This window comes from Collinsella sp. AF31-11 (assembly GCF_003475605.1).
Classification (GTDB): Bacteria; Actinomycetota; Coriobacteriia; order Coriobacteriales; family Coriobacteriaceae; genus Collinsella.
The window spans coordinates 64,029-81,515 of record NZ_QRQS01000011.1 but is presented as its reverse complement, the minus strand read 5'-3'; the positions used below and the strand labels follow the sequence as shown (position 1 = coordinate 81,515).

At 60.4% G+C, this 17,487-nt stretch carries 12 protein-coding genes and 3 tRNA genes; 6 read left to right on the top strand and 9 right to left on the bottom strand.

Features of this window, described 5'->3' with window-relative positions; all coding sequences use genetic code 11:
- The first annotated feature begins 5 nt into the window (after positions 1–5).
- Complete coding sequence (locus DWZ22_RS08165) at positions 6–1,010, top strand: GGGtGRT protein (protein WP_117640944.1); 1,005 nt, start codon at positions 6–8, stop codon at positions 1,008–1,010.
- A 296-nt stretch (positions 1,011–1,306) separates the two neighbouring features.
- Entirely contained in the window at positions 1,307–2,833 is a 1,527-nt protein-coding gene (locus tag DWZ22_RS10620; protein WP_118405870.1) for an FAD-dependent oxidoreductase, read from the top strand.
- 392 nt (positions 2,834–3,225) lie between these two features.
- On the opposite strand, the gene DWZ22_RS08155 is transcribed toward DWZ22_RS10620, so the two are convergent.
- From DWZ22_RS08155 to DWZ22_RS08145, 3 genes are all read right to left on the bottom strand, one after another.
- A tRNA-Lys gene (locus DWZ22_RS08155) sits at positions 3,226–3,301 on the bottom strand.
- A 43-nt stretch (positions 3,302–3,344) separates the two neighbouring features.
- A tRNA-Lys gene (locus DWZ22_RS08150) sits at positions 3,345–3,420 on the bottom strand.
- A 22-nt stretch (positions 3,421–3,442) separates the two neighbouring features.
- Positions 3,443–3,519, bottom strand: a tRNA-His gene (locus DWZ22_RS08145).
- 166 nt (positions 3,520–3,685) lie between these two features.
- Between DWZ22_RS08145 and DWZ22_RS08140 the strand changes: the two genes are divergently transcribed.
- The gene (locus DWZ22_RS08140; protein ID WP_118405869.1) at positions 3,686–4,867 is read left to right on the top strand and encodes a pyridoxal phosphate-dependent aminotransferase; all 1,182 of its coding nucleotides are present in this window, start codon (positions 3,686–3,688) and stop codon (positions 4,865–4,867) included.
- A gap of 141 nt (positions 4,868–5,008) precedes the next feature.
- On the top strand, positions 5,009–5,899 hold the full coding sequence (locus DWZ22_RS08135; RefSeq protein ID WP_118405868.1) for an ROK family protein: 891 nt from the start codon (positions 5,009–5,011) through the stop codon (positions 5,897–5,899).
- Positions 5,900–6,013: 114 nt separating this feature from the next.
- Here the strand turns inward: DWZ22_RS08135 and DWZ22_RS08130 are convergent, their stop codons facing one another.
- The 4 genes from DWZ22_RS08130 to argS form a co-directional block, all read right to left on the bottom strand.
- Positions 6,014–6,463, bottom strand: a complete 450-nt coding sequence (locus tag DWZ22_RS08130; RefSeq protein WP_117735610.1) for a VanZ family protein — start codon at positions 6,461–6,463, stop codon at positions 6,014–6,016.
- Positions 6,464–6,470: 7 nt separating this feature from the next.
- Positions 6,471–7,871 (bottom strand): hypothetical protein, encoded by a 1,401-nt coding sequence (locus DWZ22_RS08125; protein ID WP_118405867.1) that lies wholly within the window; start codon positions 7,869–7,871, stop codon positions 6,471–6,473.
- A gap of 313 nt (positions 7,872–8,184) precedes the next feature.
- Positions 8,185–10,767 (bottom strand): transcription termination factor Rho, encoded by a 2,583-nt coding sequence (gene rho / locus DWZ22_RS08120; protein ID WP_233546475.1) that lies wholly within the window; start codon positions 10,765–10,767, stop codon positions 8,185–8,187.
- Positions 10,768–11,678: 911 nt separating this feature from the next.
- On the bottom strand, positions 11,679–13,532 hold the full coding sequence (argS, locus tag DWZ22_RS08115; protein ID WP_117655689.1) for an arginine--tRNA ligase: 1,854 nt from the start codon (positions 13,530–13,532) through the stop codon (positions 11,679–11,681).
- 342 nt (positions 13,533–13,874) lie between these two features.
- Between argS and DWZ22_RS08110 the strand changes: the two genes are divergently transcribed.
- A complete protein-coding gene (locus DWZ22_RS08110) occupies positions 13,875–14,360 on the top strand; it encodes a CarD family transcriptional regulator (RefSeq protein ID WP_006235480.1) in 486 nt (161 codons plus the stop codon).
- A 107-nt stretch (positions 14,361–14,467) separates the two neighbouring features.
- The gene (locus tag DWZ22_RS08105; protein ID WP_117743969.1) at positions 14,468–15,067 is read left to right on the top strand and encodes an HD domain-containing protein; all 600 of its coding nucleotides are present in this window, start codon (positions 14,468–14,470) and stop codon (positions 15,065–15,067) included.
- 63 nt (positions 15,068–15,130) lie between these two features.
- Here the strand turns inward: DWZ22_RS08105 and DWZ22_RS08100 are convergent, their stop codons facing one another.
- Both DWZ22_RS08100 and DWZ22_RS08095 read right to left on the bottom strand, forming a co-directional pair.
- Complete coding sequence (locus DWZ22_RS08100) at positions 15,131–15,889, bottom strand: transposase (protein ID WP_158550252.1); 759 nt, start codon at positions 15,887–15,889, stop codon at positions 15,131–15,133.
- Positions 15,890–16,105: 216 nt separating this feature from the next.
- On the bottom strand, positions 16,106–17,392 hold the full coding sequence (locus tag DWZ22_RS08095) for a glutamate-5-semialdehyde dehydrogenase (RefSeq protein WP_117735605.1): 1,287 nt from the start codon (positions 17,390–17,392) through the stop codon (positions 16,106–16,108).
- Between the last annotated feature and the right edge of the window lie 95 nt (positions 17,393–17,487).

Below are 17,487 nucleotides of genomic sequence, written 5' to 3'. Positions count from 1 at the left end.
TAACTATGACTGTTACGTTCGAAGGTTACGAGCGCCGCGCTGACAAGATCAACAAGTGCCTCGCCGACAACGGCATCGCCTCCCTCGAGGAAGCTCTGCAGATCTGCACCGACAAGGGCTTCAACCCGCGTGAGATCGTCAACAACACCCAGTCCATCGCCTTCCAGAACGCCGAGTGGGCTTACACCCTCGGTTGCGCTCTCGCTGTCAAGCGTGGCGCCAAGTCCGCTTCTGAGGCTGCCGCCATCATCGGCGAGGGCATCCAGGCCTTCACCGTTCCCGGCTCCGTCGCCGAGGACCGCAAGGTCGGTCTGGGCCACGGCAACCTGGGCGCTATGCTGCTCTCCGACGACACCGAGTGCTTCGCCTTCCTGGCTGGCCACGAGTCCTTCGCTGCCGCTGAGGGCGCCATCGGCCTGGCTCTGAACGCCAACAAGGCTCGTAAGAAGCCGCTGCGCGTTATCCTGAACGGTCTGGGCAAGGACGCCGCCCAGATCATCGCCCGCATCAACGGCTTCACCTATGTGAAGACCCAGTTCGACTACTACACGGGCGAGCTCAAGGTCGTCGAGACCATCCCCTACTCCGATGGTCCCCGCGCTGCCGTTAACTGCTACGGCTCCGACGACGTCCGTGAGGGCGTTGCCATCATGTGGCACGAGAACGTCGATATCTCGATCACCGGTAACTCCACCAACCCCACGCGCTTCCAGCACCCCGTCGCTGGCACCTACAAGAAGGAGCGCATCGAGGCTGGCAAGAAGTACTTCTCCGTCGCTTCTGGTGGCGGCACTGGCCGTACCCTGCACCCGGACAATATGGGCGCCGGCCCTGCCTCTTACGGCATGACCGACACCATGGGCCGTATGCACTCCGACGCCCAGTTCGCCGGTTCTTCCTCCGTGCCTGCGCACGTTGACATGATGGGTCTCATCGGCATGGGCAACAACCCCATGGTCGGTGCCACCGTCGCCTGCGCTGTCGCCGTCGAGGAGGCCCTCAAGGCCTAATCGCGCCCGCGCGATGCTCATATAGTTGAGCTTTAGAGCCGCTACCCACCCGGGTAGCGGCTCTTTTTTCTTCCAGAGGGGTAGCTAATTTGGGACGGGGCTATTTTAGCTACCCCGTCGCAAGACCATCTACTACCGATATATCAGCTGCAGGGGAATATGAGTTGCAGCGAGACGGAACCATCACGCGCCCATGACGCCCACCTGCCATATTTGCCCTTTACCGATTTGCCGAGTCTTTGCGGCCCCATTGCCGATCACCCATGCGACAATGCGCCGGACGAGAAAGGAATCCGATGGAATCGACTGATGTACTAGTAATTGGATCTGGCATTGCGGGCCTTTGTGCCGCTATCGAAGCGGCGAGCGCGGGCGCGACCGTTGCCGTCGCAAGCGCCGGCAAGACCATGAGCGGATCGAGCTTCTTCCCGGGCACCTGGGGCCTTGGTCTTATTGGCCCCGTCGACGAAGACGACGAACAGGACCTCATCAGCACCATCCAGACCGTTGGTGGCGGCGTTGCCGACCCTACGCTCGTCCAGACGTTCGTCCACGGCATTCCCCAGGCAATTGAATGGCTCGAGCAAGACCTAGGCGTTGAGCTCCAGCGTCCGCAAAGCGCTGAGAGCGCTCAGCAAAAGCAGTTTATCCCCTGCTTTGACCACAAGACGCGCATGTGGCGCGGCCTCACCCGCAAGCCCCTTGAGGACGCGTGTACGGCCCGGATCGAATCGCTCGGCATTCGCCTGCTCCCCCGCCATGAGCTTATCGACCTTGTTGAGGACACAACCGGGAAGATTACCGGCGCCGTGCTCTACGACCGCGCAAGCGAGCATCTCGTGCCTATTGCAGCCAAGGCCATTGTCATCGCTGCGGGCGGCACAGGCGGCCTGTTCGAGCGCAGCCTCACTTCCGCCGACGTGCTCAGCTCATCACAGGGAATCGCGCTGGCGCACGGTGCGTCCCTTACTAATATAGAGTTCATGCAGATGATGCCCGGCTTCATCGAGCCTAAGCGAAACCTTGTCTTTAACGAAAAGACCTGGCGTTACGTACATGTAGACCAGCCGGTCGATATTGCCGACGGCAAGCTGGACGGTCTGCTTGAGCAGCGCTCCGGATATGGCCCTTTCACCTCGCGCTTAGCCTCCCGCGCCATCGACCTCGTCATAGATCAGGCAGGTGCAGAGGGCTTGGCGCTCCACTACGACTTCCCCCGCGAGGACGTCCCCGAGTTTGTGCAGACCTTTGCCACCTGGCTACAAGACGAGCACGGTATCGCGCCGAGCGACGAGATGCGCGTGGCGATGTATGCCCACGCCGCCAACGGCGGCATCAGGATCGACAAAACCGCGTACACGGGCGTTGAGGGCCTCTACGCCTGTGGCGAGGCAACAGGCGGCATGCACGGCGCCGATCGCATTGGTGGCCTGTCAAGCGCCAACGGCATCGTGTTTGGGCGGATCGCGGGCGCATCGGCAGCCCAAGCAGCACAGAATGCACTTGAGGAGGCCCCTAAGGCGGATATCGCCCTCCCCCAGTACGACATTGCCACAACAGACGCCGAGCGTCTGACTCGCAGCCTCAAACACACGATGAGTACCTATTGCATGATCAACAGGACCGAAAGAGGCCTCTCCACAGCACTGCAGGAGATTGAGAGCCTGGAGACGGAAGCAACGACTCTGAGCATGCGAAACGCTCATGACAGCCAAGTCGCAGCCCTTGCCCGCCTGGAATCGCAGATTCAGCTAGCAAAAGAAATAGTCAAAGCCATGCGCAACCGAACCGAAAGTCTCGGATCGCACTATCGAGCAGACTAAATCGATTCTCACTTTGAGTTTGATCACAACTTTTCAACATGCATCGAGCCCCGTAAGCATGATTCCTCTAAGGAGAACACGCCTACGGGGCTTTAGCCGTGTTTCCCTAAGGGAATCACGGTGCAGATTACTCAGCTCCGCGCCCCTTCGGGTTCGACCCCATGAAAGGTCAACAAAAAAACGACCAGCCGAAGCCAGTCGCTTTACAATGCTTTGGTGGGCCGTCAGGGGGTCAGCCTGCTTTGCAGGCGACCGCTGCGGCGCCAAGGCGCCTTGCGCGCTACGCTGGTAAATGCTCACGCATTTCCCCAACTTCGCGCCCCGACGGGTTCGACCCCATGCAAGGTCAACAAAAAAGACGGCCAACCGAAGTTGACCGCCTTAACTTGCTTTGGTGGGCCGTCAGGGAGTCGAACCCTGGACCTTGGGATTAAGAGTCCCCTGCTCTACCAACTGAGCTAACGACCCAAAGCTAAAGTCCGTTATGGCGGACTTTAGAGGAGATATCGTGTGGTGGGCCGTCAGGGGGTCGAACCCTGGACCTTGGGATTAAGAGTCCCCTGCTCTACCAACTGAGCTAACGACCCGATATCAACACGAAGCAAGAACTGGGGTGGGTAAAGGGACTCGAACCCTCGACCTACGGGACCACAACCCGTCGCTCTAGCCAACTGAGCTACACCCACCGTGTCCTGTGCGCTTCGCGCTCGACTATTATTGCAAGGAACGCCACGCGATGCAAGCCCCAATTTTCAAGAATTTTGAAAAGAGTTTTTCGAGACCATTTCGAGCAAATCCCACCGGTTTCATAGGAGTAAACTTGCCCCACTGCAAATCCTCGAAAGGACCGTCATGAAAGAACTCTCCAACCGCACGGCAAGATTTACCGACTCGGTTATCCGCCGCATGACACGCATCTCCAATAAGTACGGCGCTGTCAATCTCTCGCAGGGCTTCCCTGACTTCGATCCCCCGGCGCAGCTGCTCGATAGCCTCAGCACCATAGCCAGCGACCCCAAGCCGCTCTATCACCAGTACTCCATCACCTGGGGCTCCCAGGCCATGCGCGAGGCGCTCGCCGCCAAACAGGAGCACTTTATGGGCATGCCGGTGAACCCCAACGAGAATATCGTAGTCACCTGCGGCTCCACCGAGGCCATGATGGCCGCCATGATGACGGTCACGAACCCCGGCGATAAGGTCGTCATCTTCTCGCCGTTCTACGAGAACTACGGCGCCGACACGATCCTTTCGGGTGCCGAGCCCATCTACGTGCCGCTCAACCCGCCCACATTCGACTTTGACCGCGAGACACTCGAGGCGGCCTTCCGCGACAACGACCCCAAGGCCATCGTCCTGTGCAACCCTTCCAACCCCTGCGGCAAGGTCTTTACGCGCGAGGAGCTCACCTTTATCGCCGACCTCTGCAAAAAGTACGACGCCTACTGCATTACCGACGAGATATACGAGCACATCGTCTACGCGCCCCACGAGCACGTCTATATGGCCACGCTGCCCGGCATGTTCGAGCGAACCATCAGCTGCAGTTCGCTGTCTAAGACGTACTCCATCACCGGCTGGCGTCTTGGCTACACCATTGCCCCGGCCCAGATCACCGAGCGCATCAAGAAGGTCCACGACTTCCTCACCGTGGGTGCCGCCGCTCCCCTGCAGGAAGCTGTCGTCACCGCCCTCAACTTCGATGACAGCTATTACCAGGAGGTCCTCGCCCTCTACACCGCCAAGCGCGACCTGTTCTGCCAGGGGCTCGATAGCATCGGTCTTGAGCACAACGTGCCGCAGGGCGCTTACTACGTCATGATGGACATCTCTGAGTTTGGCTATGACAGCGACCTCGAATTCTGCGAGGATCTCGCGTCTAAGGTGGGCGTGGGCGCCGTGCCCGGCTCGAGCTTCTTCCGCGAGCCCGTCAACCATCTGATTCGTTTCCACTTTGCCAAGCGAGACGAGACGCTTAACGCGGCGCTGGAGAACCTCAAGTCGCTACGTGATAAAATCAAGCCGCGCGGGTAAGGACGGCCCAGCAACTAAAGCAACCAAAGAAGCCTCGCACCGCCCGCCGCGTTGCGAGGCTTCTTTTTATAACGCTTTCTTAAATAGTTTAGAGCCCTATACTTTAGTCACGGAGCAACTCGTCCCAGAGAGAGGAATACTATGGCAGAACAGCAGCTTATCGGAGCGCTCGAGGCCGGCGGCACCAAGATGGTCTGCGCCACGGGCTATGCAGACGGTACGGTCCTGGAGCGTGAGCAGATCGCGACCACGACCCCGCAGGAGACCGTTGAGGCCGTCAATGCATGGTTTGCCGACAAGGGCATCACCGCGCTGGGCATCGGCGCCTTTGGCCCCACCGCAGTCAACCCCGCGTCGCCCCAATACGGCAAGATCCTGGAGACGCCCAAAACGGCATGGCGCTACTTTGATCTGCTGGGCACCATCCAAAACGAGCTCAATATTCCCTGTGGCTACGACACCGACGTCAACGTTGCCTGCTTGGGCGAGGTCACCTTTGGTTGCGCCCAGGGCCTCACCGACGTGGTCTACCTGACCATCGGCACCGGCGTGGGCGCCGGCGTGCTCTCGGGCGGTAAGCTCGTGCACGGCATGATGCATCCCGAGGCCGGCCACATCCTGGTCACGCGCGACCCGCGCGACACCATTGGCGAGCACAGCGCCTGCCCCTTCCACGACAACTGTCTCGAGGGCCTCATCGCCGGCCCCGGCGTTAAAAAGCGCTGGGATGGCAAGAGCGCCGGAGACATGGCCGATGACCCGGAGGCCATGGACCTGCTCGCCGGCTATCTGGCACAGGCGCTCATGACCTACACGCTGTGCTACGCGCCGCAAAAGATCATCATCGGCGGAGGCGTGGCCGACCACACCCCCATCGTGCCGCTCGCACGCAAAAAGTGCGCTGAGATGCTCAACGGCTATATCGTCACGCCCGAGGTCAACGACATCGATAACTACATCGTCAACAACAGCCTCGAGGGCAAGCAGGGCATTATGGGCTGCCTGGCCCTGGGCGCACAGGCGCTTCAGTAGCAGACGCACCCACGGGACGTGGCACGCCCGGCAAATCCGACCTACGGAACGACGCCACCACGCCTCATATAAACCCTCAAATAAAAAAGGCCGCCTAGGACCAAACAATACGTCCTAGGCGGCCTTTTTGGCGCACATCAGCGACCGTAAGAGATATCGGAGCACAACGCCCGTTGCCGCTCCACAGCAGTCGATCATCACATCGGTGATCATGCCGGCGCGTCCCGGCACAAAGAGTTGAATCGTCTCGTCGATCGAGGGAATCAGCAGCAGGAACACCGCCGTGGGCAGCAGCACGTCAAAGGTGCGCCGGCCCTCAAAATCAAAGGCGTGCGTTGCCAGGATGCCGAGCACCATATACTCGGTAAAATGCGCGCACTTGCGAACAACAAAGTTGGTCACCCATGCATATGGAAGTCCCACGCCGTGCAGGAAACCGCGGATAGCTTCCATGACCGTCAGGCTCAGCGAGCCCGACCCCGAGCCGGGAACCAGCGAATTGCCCCAGATCAAGAGTGCCATCAGGCAGGTCACGACCGCCCATTTTCGATTGATCTTAACCATGCAGAAGTTATGCCTCCGCGCGGAGCGGCGCGAAGCTGGCGGTACCGCCCTCGATAACGCTCAGATAGGCACGGCCCGTACGCTTGGCAGTAGAGGACTGCAGGCGCTCGATCTCTTCTTCTAGGATCTGATTGACGCGCTCGTGACGACGATTTTCCATAATGCCGGCGGCAATAGCCTCGGCCCGCTCGATGCTCTCGCGCGAGATACGGGCGGTATCCTCGGGGAACACAGCGCTGTGACGGCCGACATAGGCGGGGGCAGCAGGCTGAGGGGCAGCGACGGGAGCGGGGGCCGCAACAGGAGCAGGCTCGTCGATCTCATCCAGAATCGCGGTGGCGGCGGCCCACATGTCCTCGTGGCCCGAGTAGTCGGCCATAGGGACATCAACCTCGAGCGAGGCGTCCGGAAGGTCGCCGGTGTCGATGTGATCTTGGGCATCAATCGATGCGGTGATGGCTGCAGGCTCATCGAGGTCATCGAGATCGATGTCCGCAGCACCGGAGATGATAGGCATGCTGGCGAGGTTTGCGTTGTACGGCGCAGCCTCAGCCGCCTGCTGCTGGGCAGGAGCGCCCCAAAGCGAGCTTTCGGCGGCACGGCGGGCGGCAACGGCCTCCTCATCCGCGGTCATGGCTTCATCAACGTACGAATTACCGGCAGAAGCGTTCACGTCCGCCGAGGTGGCGCTGCAGGCGTTATTGGCTGCGGCGTTGGCAACGAGTGCCACGAAAGCCGCCGTGCTGCCCGCAGGGGCGGCCTGGGAGCCAGACACGGCACGTGCCGCGGCGGCGATGTCATCGCGATTGAAGGAGCCGGTCTGTCCGCCATTGGTGAGCTCGTCGATGGCGACTTGATAGACGTCGCGCGAGCGTGCAGGGTCGCAGCTCACCGGCGAATCGTCGTCGAGTATACTGTCGATCATGGACCAAGCCTCCGCCTCGTCCATAGCATCTGCGGCTCGAGCGATGGTAGGGACACCATCATCGGCATGACGGCGCTGGAACGCACCGGTCAGGCCGGAAAGGAATGCCGAGGTAGACTGCTCCGACTGAGTCTGAGAAGCAGAAGCGGCAGCATAAGGAGTCGCATCCTGCTGCTGAACTGGAATCGAGGCGGTCTTGAACTCGCTTTGATGCTGATTGAGATTGGCGGCACCGCCCATGGCATCGGGCTGGAACAGACGCTCTTCACGCTGCGCACGGTACTCGGAGATACCCAGCGAGGCGGCATAGATACCCACGCCCGCCACGGCGCCCACGGCAAAGGGAACCGCACCCGCCACGACCGTCTCGTTCACCGACGAAAACGGCAGCGTCGCGGCATACATAACCACGGGAGCGGCAAGGCCGATCCCGCACGAAAGTCCGGCAAGGACTGCTCGTTGTGTTGCATCAGAAGAAGCCATGAGCTCTCCCCATCTTCCAGCACCCAAATCGCATCATTCAGTTGGCTGCGCGAGAGAAGATGAAGCGGGGCTATGCCCCAAAGCAACGGTATATGGTTCGTTTCATCTGCGTTTTCCGTCGCGAAGCTTAAAAGCTATTATGCGAAACCGCCCTGTCGATTGCAAGCGACAATGTCGGATTGAAACGGGAAACCTGCTGCTTGCCTGTCTTATGGTCAAAAATAAGCGCGGAGCGGCGATATGGAAAAGGGCCGAGGCTCAAAGCCCCGACCCTTTACCGCATTGATGACTATCGCTGCGCGTGGATGACAACCTAGAACGTCTGCTCGTAGTCACTGTGCTTTTTGGCCGAACGCACCAGGAACTCCTGGTTGGTGTTGGTGCCCTTAAGACCCTTGATGAACGACGCGGCTGCGCGTTCGGTGTTGTTCATGCCGGCAAGAATGCGACGCAGACCAAAGACAAACGGACGCATCTGCTCGTCGACCAACAGGTCCTCGTTACGCGTACCGGAGGCAACGGGGTCGATAGCCGGGAAGATGCGGCGGTCGGCCAGGTCGCGGTCGAGCTTAAGCTCCATGTTGCCGGTGCCCTTGAACTCCTCAAAGATGACCTCGTCCATCTTGGAACCGGTGTCGATGAGGGCAGAGGCCAGGATGGTGAGCGAGCCACCGTTCTCGATATTACGGGCTGCACCCAGGAAGCGCTTGGGCGGATACAGCGCCGCCGAATCGACGCCGCCCGAAAGGATGCGGCCTGAGGCGGGCGCCGCCAAGTTGTAGGCGCGGGCAAGACGCGTGATGGAGTCGAGCACCACCACAACATCGCCGCCCAGCTCAACAATGCGCTTGGCACGCTCGATGACGAGCTCGGCCACGCGGGTGTGGTTGTCGGCGGGCATATCGAAGGTCGACGCCACAACCTCGCCCTTGATAGAACGCTGCATATCGGTGACCTCTTCGGGGCGCTCGTCGACGAGCAGGCAGATGAGGTGCACCTCGGGGTTGTTAATCGAGATAGACTGGCAGATCTTCTTGAGGATCGTGGTCTTGCCGGCCTTGGGCGGGGACACGATCAGGCCACGCTGACCCTTGCCGATCGGCGACACGATGTCGATGGCGCGACCGGTAATGGAGTCCTTGCCGTGCTCCATGCGCAGCGGCTCGTTGGGATAGACCGGGGTGAGGTCGCCGAACTTGGGACGGTTGCGAATCTGCTCGGGGTCCAGACCGTTGACGGTCGTGATCTTGGCGAGGCCGGCGCGCTTGTCGCCGCCGCGCGAAGGACGCAGCGAGCCCTCGATGACATCGCCCGTGCGCAGACGCGCGGAGCGGATGAGGTAGGCAGGCACGAAGGCGTCGTCGTTGGACTTCATGTAGCCATGGGCGTGGATGATGCCGGAGCTGTCCGGGCGAATCTGCAGAATGCCCTTGATGTCGCGGAAGCCTTCGGCCTTCGCAGCGGTGGTGTAGATTTCCTCGACGAGCTCGGCCTTCTTCTTGCCGGTCGTCTCGATCTCGAACTCCTTGGCCTTTTCGCGCAGCTCGGCGACCTTCATGGCCGCGAGTTCCTCGCGCGAAAGCGTGGGCTCGGTGGGAGCGGCATTACGCTCCTTGTTGCGCTGCTTGCGATCTCGCTGGCGGTTGCGGCGGTCGTTGTTGCGGTCATCCTTGCGCTCGTTGCGCTCGTCGTTGCGCTTGTGCTGGCGACGGTTGGGGCGAGCGCCGTCTTCGCCCTCGGCGGGCGCGGCGCCATCGGTTGCGGCGGTGTCAACATTGGCCGCGGCGGCGTCATTGGCCTCGGCGCCGGTATCGACCTGCGCTTCGACATCAGCCTGCTGCTCGGCGGCCTTGGCCCTAGCGGACTTCTTACGGCCGCGCTTGGGTTTCTCGGACGCAGGCTGTTCGACGTCCTGAGGCTCGGCGACATCAGTCGATGCATCGGCGGTCGTCTCGGCGGAATCCTCGGACGCGCCCTTCTTAGCAGCTTTAGCCTTGGACGTGCGCTTAGCAGCGGTGCGACGGCTGCGACCGGGACGGACGTCGGCGGGCTCGGCATCGGCGGGAGCGGCCTCGGAAGTCGTAGCATCCTGGACGGGCGCGTCGGCAGCGGTTGCAGACTCGGCGGTCGCCGCAGCATCCCGAGCGGCGGCGGCTGCGGCTGCGGCCTTCTCGGCCTCGACGAAGGCCTTGGGCTTGCGACCGCGACGGTGCGGGCGCAAAGCCGGATCGACAACGGGAACTTCGCCGGCCTCGACAGGCGCAGCAGGCTCAGCAGGCTCAGCAGGCGATGCGCCCTTCCCTGCCGCGGAACGGACCGAAGCCTCAGTGAGCTCGGGGGTTACCCGTTCGGCAACCTGCTCGGCCTTAGCAGCCGTGCGACGGCGTGAGCGAGGTGCCGGCTTCTCGGTCGGCTGGTCGGAGGCAGGGGTCTCGGTGGCGGCAGGCGTCTCGGGCACAGACGGAGCTGCAAGCTCGGTCAGAGCCGCGGCCTCGCGCTCGGCAGCACGACGGCGGGCACGCACCACCTGAGCCTCGCTAATCTGCGCCAACGCACGTGCTTGCGCGACCTCATCGGAAATCGGCGCCGAGGAGTCTGTTGCAACGGTGCGCTTGACGCGCGTCGTGCGCGTGGTACGGCGCTTGGGCTTGGTGACCTCCTCGCCGTCAGCGGCAGGCTTGGCCGTGCGGCGCGTGCGCTTGGGCTTTGCCGGAGCAGCCTCCTCACTAGTTGCAGACACGGCCTTCTCAGCCGCTGCAGGCGTAGGCGTCGAAGCAGCCTTGGGCGTCTCAGGAGCCGAGGCTTGCGCGGGCGCCGTGACCTGGTCCGACGCAACCGGTGCAGCGGGAGCGGCCTGCGTCGTCGTTATTTCGTTTTCTTGCTGTTGATCAGACACAGTGTTTGCTCAACTTTCTTTTCAAGCCCTGTGATCACATGCTCCCTGCATAAACCTTCAGGACGGCTAAACAGTCTAGTTCCGTTCAAAACGACGGACATCATTGATCTGTATCGAGATGATTGCGTCAACTACGCAGCGTTAGTGTAACACAACCGCCGCCACCTGCAACTTAGTCATTGGGGACGTTCTTAAACGACTAGTCAAAAGGGACACTCTTTACAAAGCCGCGGGCGGCGAAATCCAGCTCTCATAAGTTGCAGTGAAAGAGCTCCTGAAAAACCCGGCAGCCGCCCCAAACAGGAACTATTCCACTGCAACTTATATGGAGAGGCCAGCCGAGCCCCCAAAGATCGTAGTGACCACGAGGCACGGGGGCAGAATCGTCAGTCCCAGGATCGACTCGCCACGAATCGCGCCTATCTACTACGTTTGGCCCGCGACCCCTGACCATTCCCTCGGTCTTCCTAAAATCGCAATCCCGCTACCTGCGGTTTTAATATCGCGCCTTTCGACATGGTTCGGGGTATGCGACTAAACGTAGTAGATAAGCCCGATTCGTGGCGGACGGTTTCGTACCGCTCTCCCCCGGGACATAAATGATCCGTTTTCCTCCGTCCCCAAGGGGTCATTTTCAAAACTATGGCGGATTACGGTGCAAGAACGGCGCAAGCCAACCATACCCTGCATTTTAATATTCGGCAAGCCGTCTACCTGCGGTTTTATTTTCACTGCTGTCGCTATGGTCGCCAGGCAGCGATTCAGCCCCGTAAAGCGGTATAGTTGCGTTTTTGTAGCATTTTCCAACACGCCAAAAAGCCCCGCCAAACGCAAAAAGCCCGACCTCCGCATGGAGATCGGGCTTATAGGGCTCAGCAAAGCCGAACCTACACGGTCAAATGAACCGCAGATTACATCTGCTCGGGCGCGGAGACGCCAACGAGGGTGAGCACCAGGGCGAGCGTCACGCGAACGGCGTCGCAAGCGGCCAGACGGGCACGCGAAAGCTCGGGGTCGACGGGACGGCCCTCGCTCGGCAGCACCTGGCAGGCAGCGTAGAAGCTATGGAAGTCGCCGGCGAGCTCCTCGGCAAAATGCGTCAGACGGAACGGAGCGCGATCGCGAGCGCAGCTGGCAATCAGGTCGGTGAGCTCGTTGAGCTTACGCGAAAGGGCGAGCTCGGTCGGATCAGTCAGCAGCGAGTAATCGACGTTCTCACCGATGGCCTTGGCGGCGACGGCCTTCATGCCCATCTCGTCAGCCTGCTCGGGCGTAACGTCAGCGGCACGGCGCAGGATGGAGCACACGCGGGCGTGAGCATACTGCACGTAATAGACCGGGTTGGAGTTATCGCGCTTCTTAACGGCCTCGATGTCGAAGTCGACCATCTGATTGGAGCTCTTGGAGATGAGCGTGTAGCGAGCGGCATCGGAGCCGACCTCATCGACGAGCTCCTGCAGAGTCACCATGGTACCCTTACGCTTGGACATACGGACGGGCTTGCCGTTGCGCAGCAGGTTGACGAGCTGGCCCAGCAGAACCTCGAACTTACCGGGGTAACCGAGAGCGTCGCAGACGCAGCGGACGCGCTCGATGTAACCGTGGTGGTCGGCGCCCCAGATGTCTATGACGTGATCGACGCGCTGGAACTTATCCCAGTGATAGGCGACGTCGGAGGCGAAGTAGGTGTACTCGCCGTCGGACTTGATTAGGACGCGGTCTTTGTCGTCGCCCAGATCGGTGGAACGGAACCACAGGGCGCCGTCCTTGGTGTAGAGGTAGCCCATCTTGTCGAGCTTCTCAAAAGCGCGGTCGACGGCAGAGGTGCCGGCGGTCTCGCCCTCGGTGTCCTTCACATACAGCGAGCGCTCGGAGTACCAACGATCGAAGTCGCAGTTGACGGCGTGGCAGAGGTCGCGCATGTTGTCGACCATCTTCACATAGCCGCGCTCACGGAAGCTCTCCATGCGCTCCTGCGGATCGGCGTCGACCCACTTGTCGCCGTCGGTACGCCAGAACTCGGCAGCCTCATCGATGATGTAGTCGCCGCCGTAGGAGTCCTTGCCCAGGGTCTCGGCAAAGTTGTCCTGATACGGATGGGTCTCGGGATGCTCGTCGTTCTCGTCGGCAACGAAGGCGTCACGGTCGGCGATCAGCAGCTTGTGAGCCTCGTCGATATCAACGCCCTGCTTGGCAATGATATCGGCAAGCTGCATATAGCGCGTGCTGATGGAGTTGCCGAAGGTGTTCATCTGAGAACCGTGGTCGTTGATGTAGAACTCACGCTGGATGTCGTAACCGGCGTGGTCCATAACGCGGCAAAGGGAGTCGCCCAGAGCGGCCCAGCGGCCGTGGCCGATGTGCATGGGGCCGACAGGGTTGGCGGAGACGAACTCGACCTGGGTCTTCAGGCCACCACCGACGTTAGACTTAGCGAAGTCCATGCCTTTCTCGCGGGCCTCGCCAAAAATGGCGTTCTTGACGGCAACGGAGAGGTAGAAGTTAATGAAGCCGGGGCCTGCGATCTCGACCTTCTCAATCGCGGGGTCCTCGGGCATATGGGCAACGATGGCCTCGGCAATCTTGCGCGGGGCGCAGTGAGCCAGCTTGGCGGACTTCAGGGCCATGGTGGAGGTCCACTCGCCATGAGAAGTGTCGGCCGGTCGCTCGATAGCGCAATCGTCAAGTTCAAATGCGGAAAGGTCGCCGGCCTCCTGGGCCGCAGCAAGCGCAGCGCGTACCAGCTCTTCAATCTTCTCGGGCATAGATCCTCCTTGTGTTAAAGCCCCCGAGCTCTTGGTCACTCGTAGGGCAAAAGCCAGAGTTTGTAGCACTCTATCACAAGCGGTAACTACTGTCGCAGGGTAAAGTTAATCGATATTGCATATGCACAAAAATGACTACAGCTCGCACAGGGCCACTCAAAGATGGCGGTTTGCCTGCTGATTGTGCATCTGCCGAAAATGCATAAACACGCGCATGAGCTGCTCGGAATATCGAATATTCTTACCTATCGGAATTGTGTGCTTTTCCTGCATAAAGCGATGGTTTGCGCACGTCAGCGTGGTATTCTAGACATACGCAAATTCGTATAAGCTGGAGGTAGCATGTTCTCAATCGGTCAACACGTCATTCATCCGGGCCAGGGAGTCTGCACCGTCGTCGGTTTTAGGGACGACACGCCGCAGCCCATGTTGCTGCTCGAGACCAAGCAGGGACATGCGCAGACGATCCTCATGTACCCCGTGGCGCAAGCCGACCGTCTGCATGCCGCCATCTCTCAGCAGGATGCCGAGCACCTGCTGAGCCACTACGACGAGCTGGAGTGCGACACTTTTACCGAGCGCAACAGCTCGCTTGAGGAGACGCACTTTAAGCAGCAGCTCAAGCTGGGCGCGCCCGAGACGGTCCGCGTGGCAAAAACCATGATGCACCGCATTCGCCAGGCCGAGGAAGCTGATAAAAAGCCCAGTTCCTACTACATGCGTGTGCTCAAGGAGGCCAAGCGCCGCTCTATAGAGGAGTTCGCCGTGGCCCTGGGCGTCACCGAAGAGGCCGCCGAAGCCCGCCTAGCCCAAGCCGCCCTCAACTAACCTGCCCACGCCAAAACCACCACAAAGGGGACAGGCACCTTTGTGGTGGTTTTCTTGTTCTAGTAGTATTCAATCTTATCGATACCCACGAGCACAAGGAGTCTGTTATGGCAGAGTCGCTTACCGCCGGAATCACCCGCGACCGCGCATTCGAACTGCTCAACGAGCACAACAAGGATCCGTTCCACATCACCCATGGCGAAACCGTCGAGGGCACCATGCGCTACTTTGCGCGCGAGTTCGACCCCGAGAACGAGGAGTTCTGGGGCATCGTCGGCCTGCTCCACGACCTGGATTGGGAGGAGCATGAGGACGACCCCATGAACCACACCATCTACGCTGCCGAGATCCTCGAAGGCGAAGGTGCCTCTCCTGAGCTCATCCGTGCCATTCAGTCGCACACGTCCGATTTCAACACTTCGCTGCCCAAGCCCGAGCTGCAGATGGAGAAGATCCTGTTTGCCTGCGACGAACTTACCGGCCTGATCGGAGCTGCCGTCATCATGCGACCGAGCAAGAGCGTCATGGACTTTACGACCAAGTCGCTCAAGAAGAAGTTCAAGGACAAGCGCTTTGCCGCCGGCTGCTCGCGCGACGTGATTTCGCAGGGCGCCGAGATGCTGGGCTGGGAACTCCCCGAGCTCTTTGACCGCACCATCGCGGCCATGCAGTCCTTCGCTCCCGATCGCGACACCTTCCAGGCCTAACACTAAAACCACCACAAAGGGGACAGGCACCTTTGTGGTGGTTTTTGTTTGCATCAGAACGAGCTAACCTGCCTTGCGAATCGACCACTCCCCTACACCCGTCAGGCGCTGAATCTGACGGATCGAAAGGCCGGCGCTCCGCATCGCAGCCAAAATCTCATTTCGTTTGGCCTTATCGAGGGCTTTAACATCGGAAAGCTCACTCAGCCCAAACGAGCGAACCAGCGATATCCCCACATCTAAAGCTTCATCTTCATCGATGCGCCCACCCGCTGACGGACGAACAACCACGACATCGGATGCGTCCATAAAGGCCCGATAGTCGCAAGCGCGCGGAAACGCAAGGCGAACAAACGCCAAATCGACCGTCGCAATAGCTGGGTCGCGTTCAGCATAATCCAAATGGCTGCTCCATCGATACTCGCCATACGGACAAATACCGGCTTTTTGCGGATTGAAATGCACGTATCGAATAGCATCAAGAAGATGTTCCTCGCTCGAAATGGGAGTGCTCGAAAATCTATCCTGAAAAACGTGGCCGACATGCCCATGCCGGCGGTTATACCATGTTGCGTAGCAAGACATGACAAGGTGCATGGACTCACTTACGTTATCATCGGGATCGCTCGCGACAAGATGCACGTGATTGCCCATCAGGCACCAAGCAATAAGTTTGACGTTGAACCTCGATAACGACGACCGGACAAGCGACAACAGCCGCCTCCTGTCTGCATCATCCTCAAATAGAAGCTGCTTGCCGTTGCCCCTCATCGTAATGTGATATAGGCCAATCTGCGATTTCTGCCGAGGTTTTCTTGACATGGGCATCTCCTTGCTCTCATGTCAAAAATAACCCCGCGACGCACGCAAAGCGGCGAGAATCTATTCACCGATTATGCCGCCCACCTGCCGAAATGCCATCTATTGCTTAACGAAAATATGCTTAGATACATTTGAGCAACGAACGAATGCGCGAGGAAGCAAAAACCACCACAAAGGTGCCTGTCCCCTTCGTGGTGGTTTTTGCTTACGGGAGGTTTAGGGGCGGACCTGGCCGGTACCGCGGAGCTTGTATTTGTAGGTGGTGAGGGCCTCGGCGGCAAAGGGGCCGCGGGCGTGGAGCTTTTGGGTCGAGATGCCGATCTCGGCGCCCAGTCCAAACTCGCCGCCGTCGGTGAAGCGCGTACTGGCATTGGCATACACGGCCGAGGCATCGATCTCATCCAAAAAGCGCTCGCAAGCGTCCGCGTCCTCGGCGATGATGGCCTCGGAATGCATGGTGCCGTAGCGGTTGATGTGCGCGATGGCCTCATCCTCGTCCGCCACGACCTTCACGCTCATCTCGAGCGCCAGATACTCGTGGCCCCAATCCTCCTCGGTCGCGGCCACGTAGTCGTCGCCCTCGGCAAGACCGGCGTCGGCGCATGCGGCGCACGTGGCCTCGTCGCCGTGAATGAGCACGCCGTGGTCGTGCAGCACAGCCACAGCCGCGGGCAAAAACGTGTCTGCCACGGCGCGGTCGACCAGCAGCGACTCGGCGGCATTGCACACGCCCACGCGCTGCGTCTTAGCGTTGACGATAATGTTGAGCGCCTTATCAAAGTCGGCGGATTCATGCACGTAGATGTGACAGTTGCCCGTGCCCGTCTCGATCACCGGTACGAGCGACTCGCGCACACAACGCTGAATCAAGCCCGCACCGCCACGCGGAATGAGCACATCGACGATGCCGCGGAGCTTCATGAGCTCGCCGGTGGCCTCGCGGTCGGTAGACTCGATCATCGACACTGCCTCGCGCGGGAAACCCTGGGCCTCAAGCGCATCGGCCAGCAGCTCGGCAATCATGGCGCACGAGTGATACGCCAGCGAACCGCCGCGCAGGATGCAGGCGTTGCCGGTGCGGATGCAGATGCCCGCGGCGTCGGCCGTCACGTTGGGACGTGCCTCGTAGACCATGGCAACCAGACCCAGCGGCACAGTCACACGCGTAAGGTCCACACCACTTGCAAGCACGCGATGGTCGAGCACGCGGCCCACGGGATCGGGCAGCTCAGCGAGCTTCTCCAGGCCGGCGGCCATGCCATCAACGCGCTCGGGCGTCAACAGCAGGCGGTCGAGCAGTCCGGCCGAGGTGCCCGCATCGCGCGCGGAAGACATATCGAGCTCGTTGGCGGCAATGATGCAATCGACACCGTCGCGCAGCGCCGCGGCCATGGCGCGCACGGCCTCCTGGCGCTGGGCATCGCTCGCCGTGGCAAGCGCGGCTGAAGCGGCCTTGGCCTCGACGGCAAGATCGTGGACATACGTGGCTATATCGACCGACATGGGCGGCCCTTTCTCTTAGATGTTTGCCAACCATGGTAGCCGATTTATGCGCATCCTCGCCGACGGCGGTAGAATTGGTCAACCCGAAACACCGC

What these genes read in the sequence shown, in the direction of transcription:
- DWZ22_RS08165 (WP_117640944.1), top strand. Translation starts at nt 6, where the DNA reads ATGACTGTTACGTTCGAAGGTTACGAGCGCCGCGCTGACAAGATCAAC.
- DWZ22_RS10620 (WP_118405870.1), top strand. Translation starts at nt 1,307, where the DNA reads ATGGAATCGACTGATGTACTAGTAATTGGATCTGGCATTGCGGGCCTT.
- DWZ22_RS08140 (WP_118405869.1), top strand. Translation starts at nt 3,686, where the DNA reads ATGAAAGAACTCTCCAACCGCACGGCAAGATTTACCGACTCGGTTATC.
- DWZ22_RS08135 (WP_118405868.1), top strand. Translation starts at nt 5,009, where the DNA reads ATGGCAGAACAGCAGCTTATCGGAGCGCTCGAGGCCGGCGGCACCAAG.
- DWZ22_RS08130 (WP_117735610.1), bottom strand. Translation starts at nt 6,463, where the DNA reads ATGGTTAAGATCAATCGAAAATGGGCGGTCGTGACCTGCCTGATGGCA.
- DWZ22_RS08125 (WP_118405867.1), bottom strand. Translation starts at nt 7,871, where the DNA reads ATGGCTTCTTCTGATGCAACACAACGAGCAGTCCTTGCCGGACTTTCG.
- argS (WP_117655689.1), bottom strand. Translation starts at nt 13,532, where the DNA reads ATGCCCGAGAAGATTGAAGAGCTGGTACGCGCTGCGCTTGCTGCGGCC.
- DWZ22_RS08110 (WP_006235480.1), top strand. Translation starts at nt 13,875, where the DNA reads ATGTTCTCAATCGGTCAACACGTCATTCATCCGGGCCAGGGAGTCTGC.
- DWZ22_RS08105 (WP_117743969.1), top strand. Translation starts at nt 14,468, where the DNA reads ATGGCAGAGTCGCTTACCGCCGGAATCACCCGCGACCGCGCATTCGAA.
- DWZ22_RS08100 (WP_158550252.1), bottom strand. Translation starts at nt 15,889, where the DNA reads ATGTCAAGAAAACCTCGGCAGAAATCGCAGATTGGCCTATATCACATT.
- DWZ22_RS08095 (WP_117735605.1), bottom strand. Translation starts at nt 17,392, where the DNA reads ATGTCGGTCGATATAGCCACGTATGTCCACGATCTTGCCGTCGAGGCC.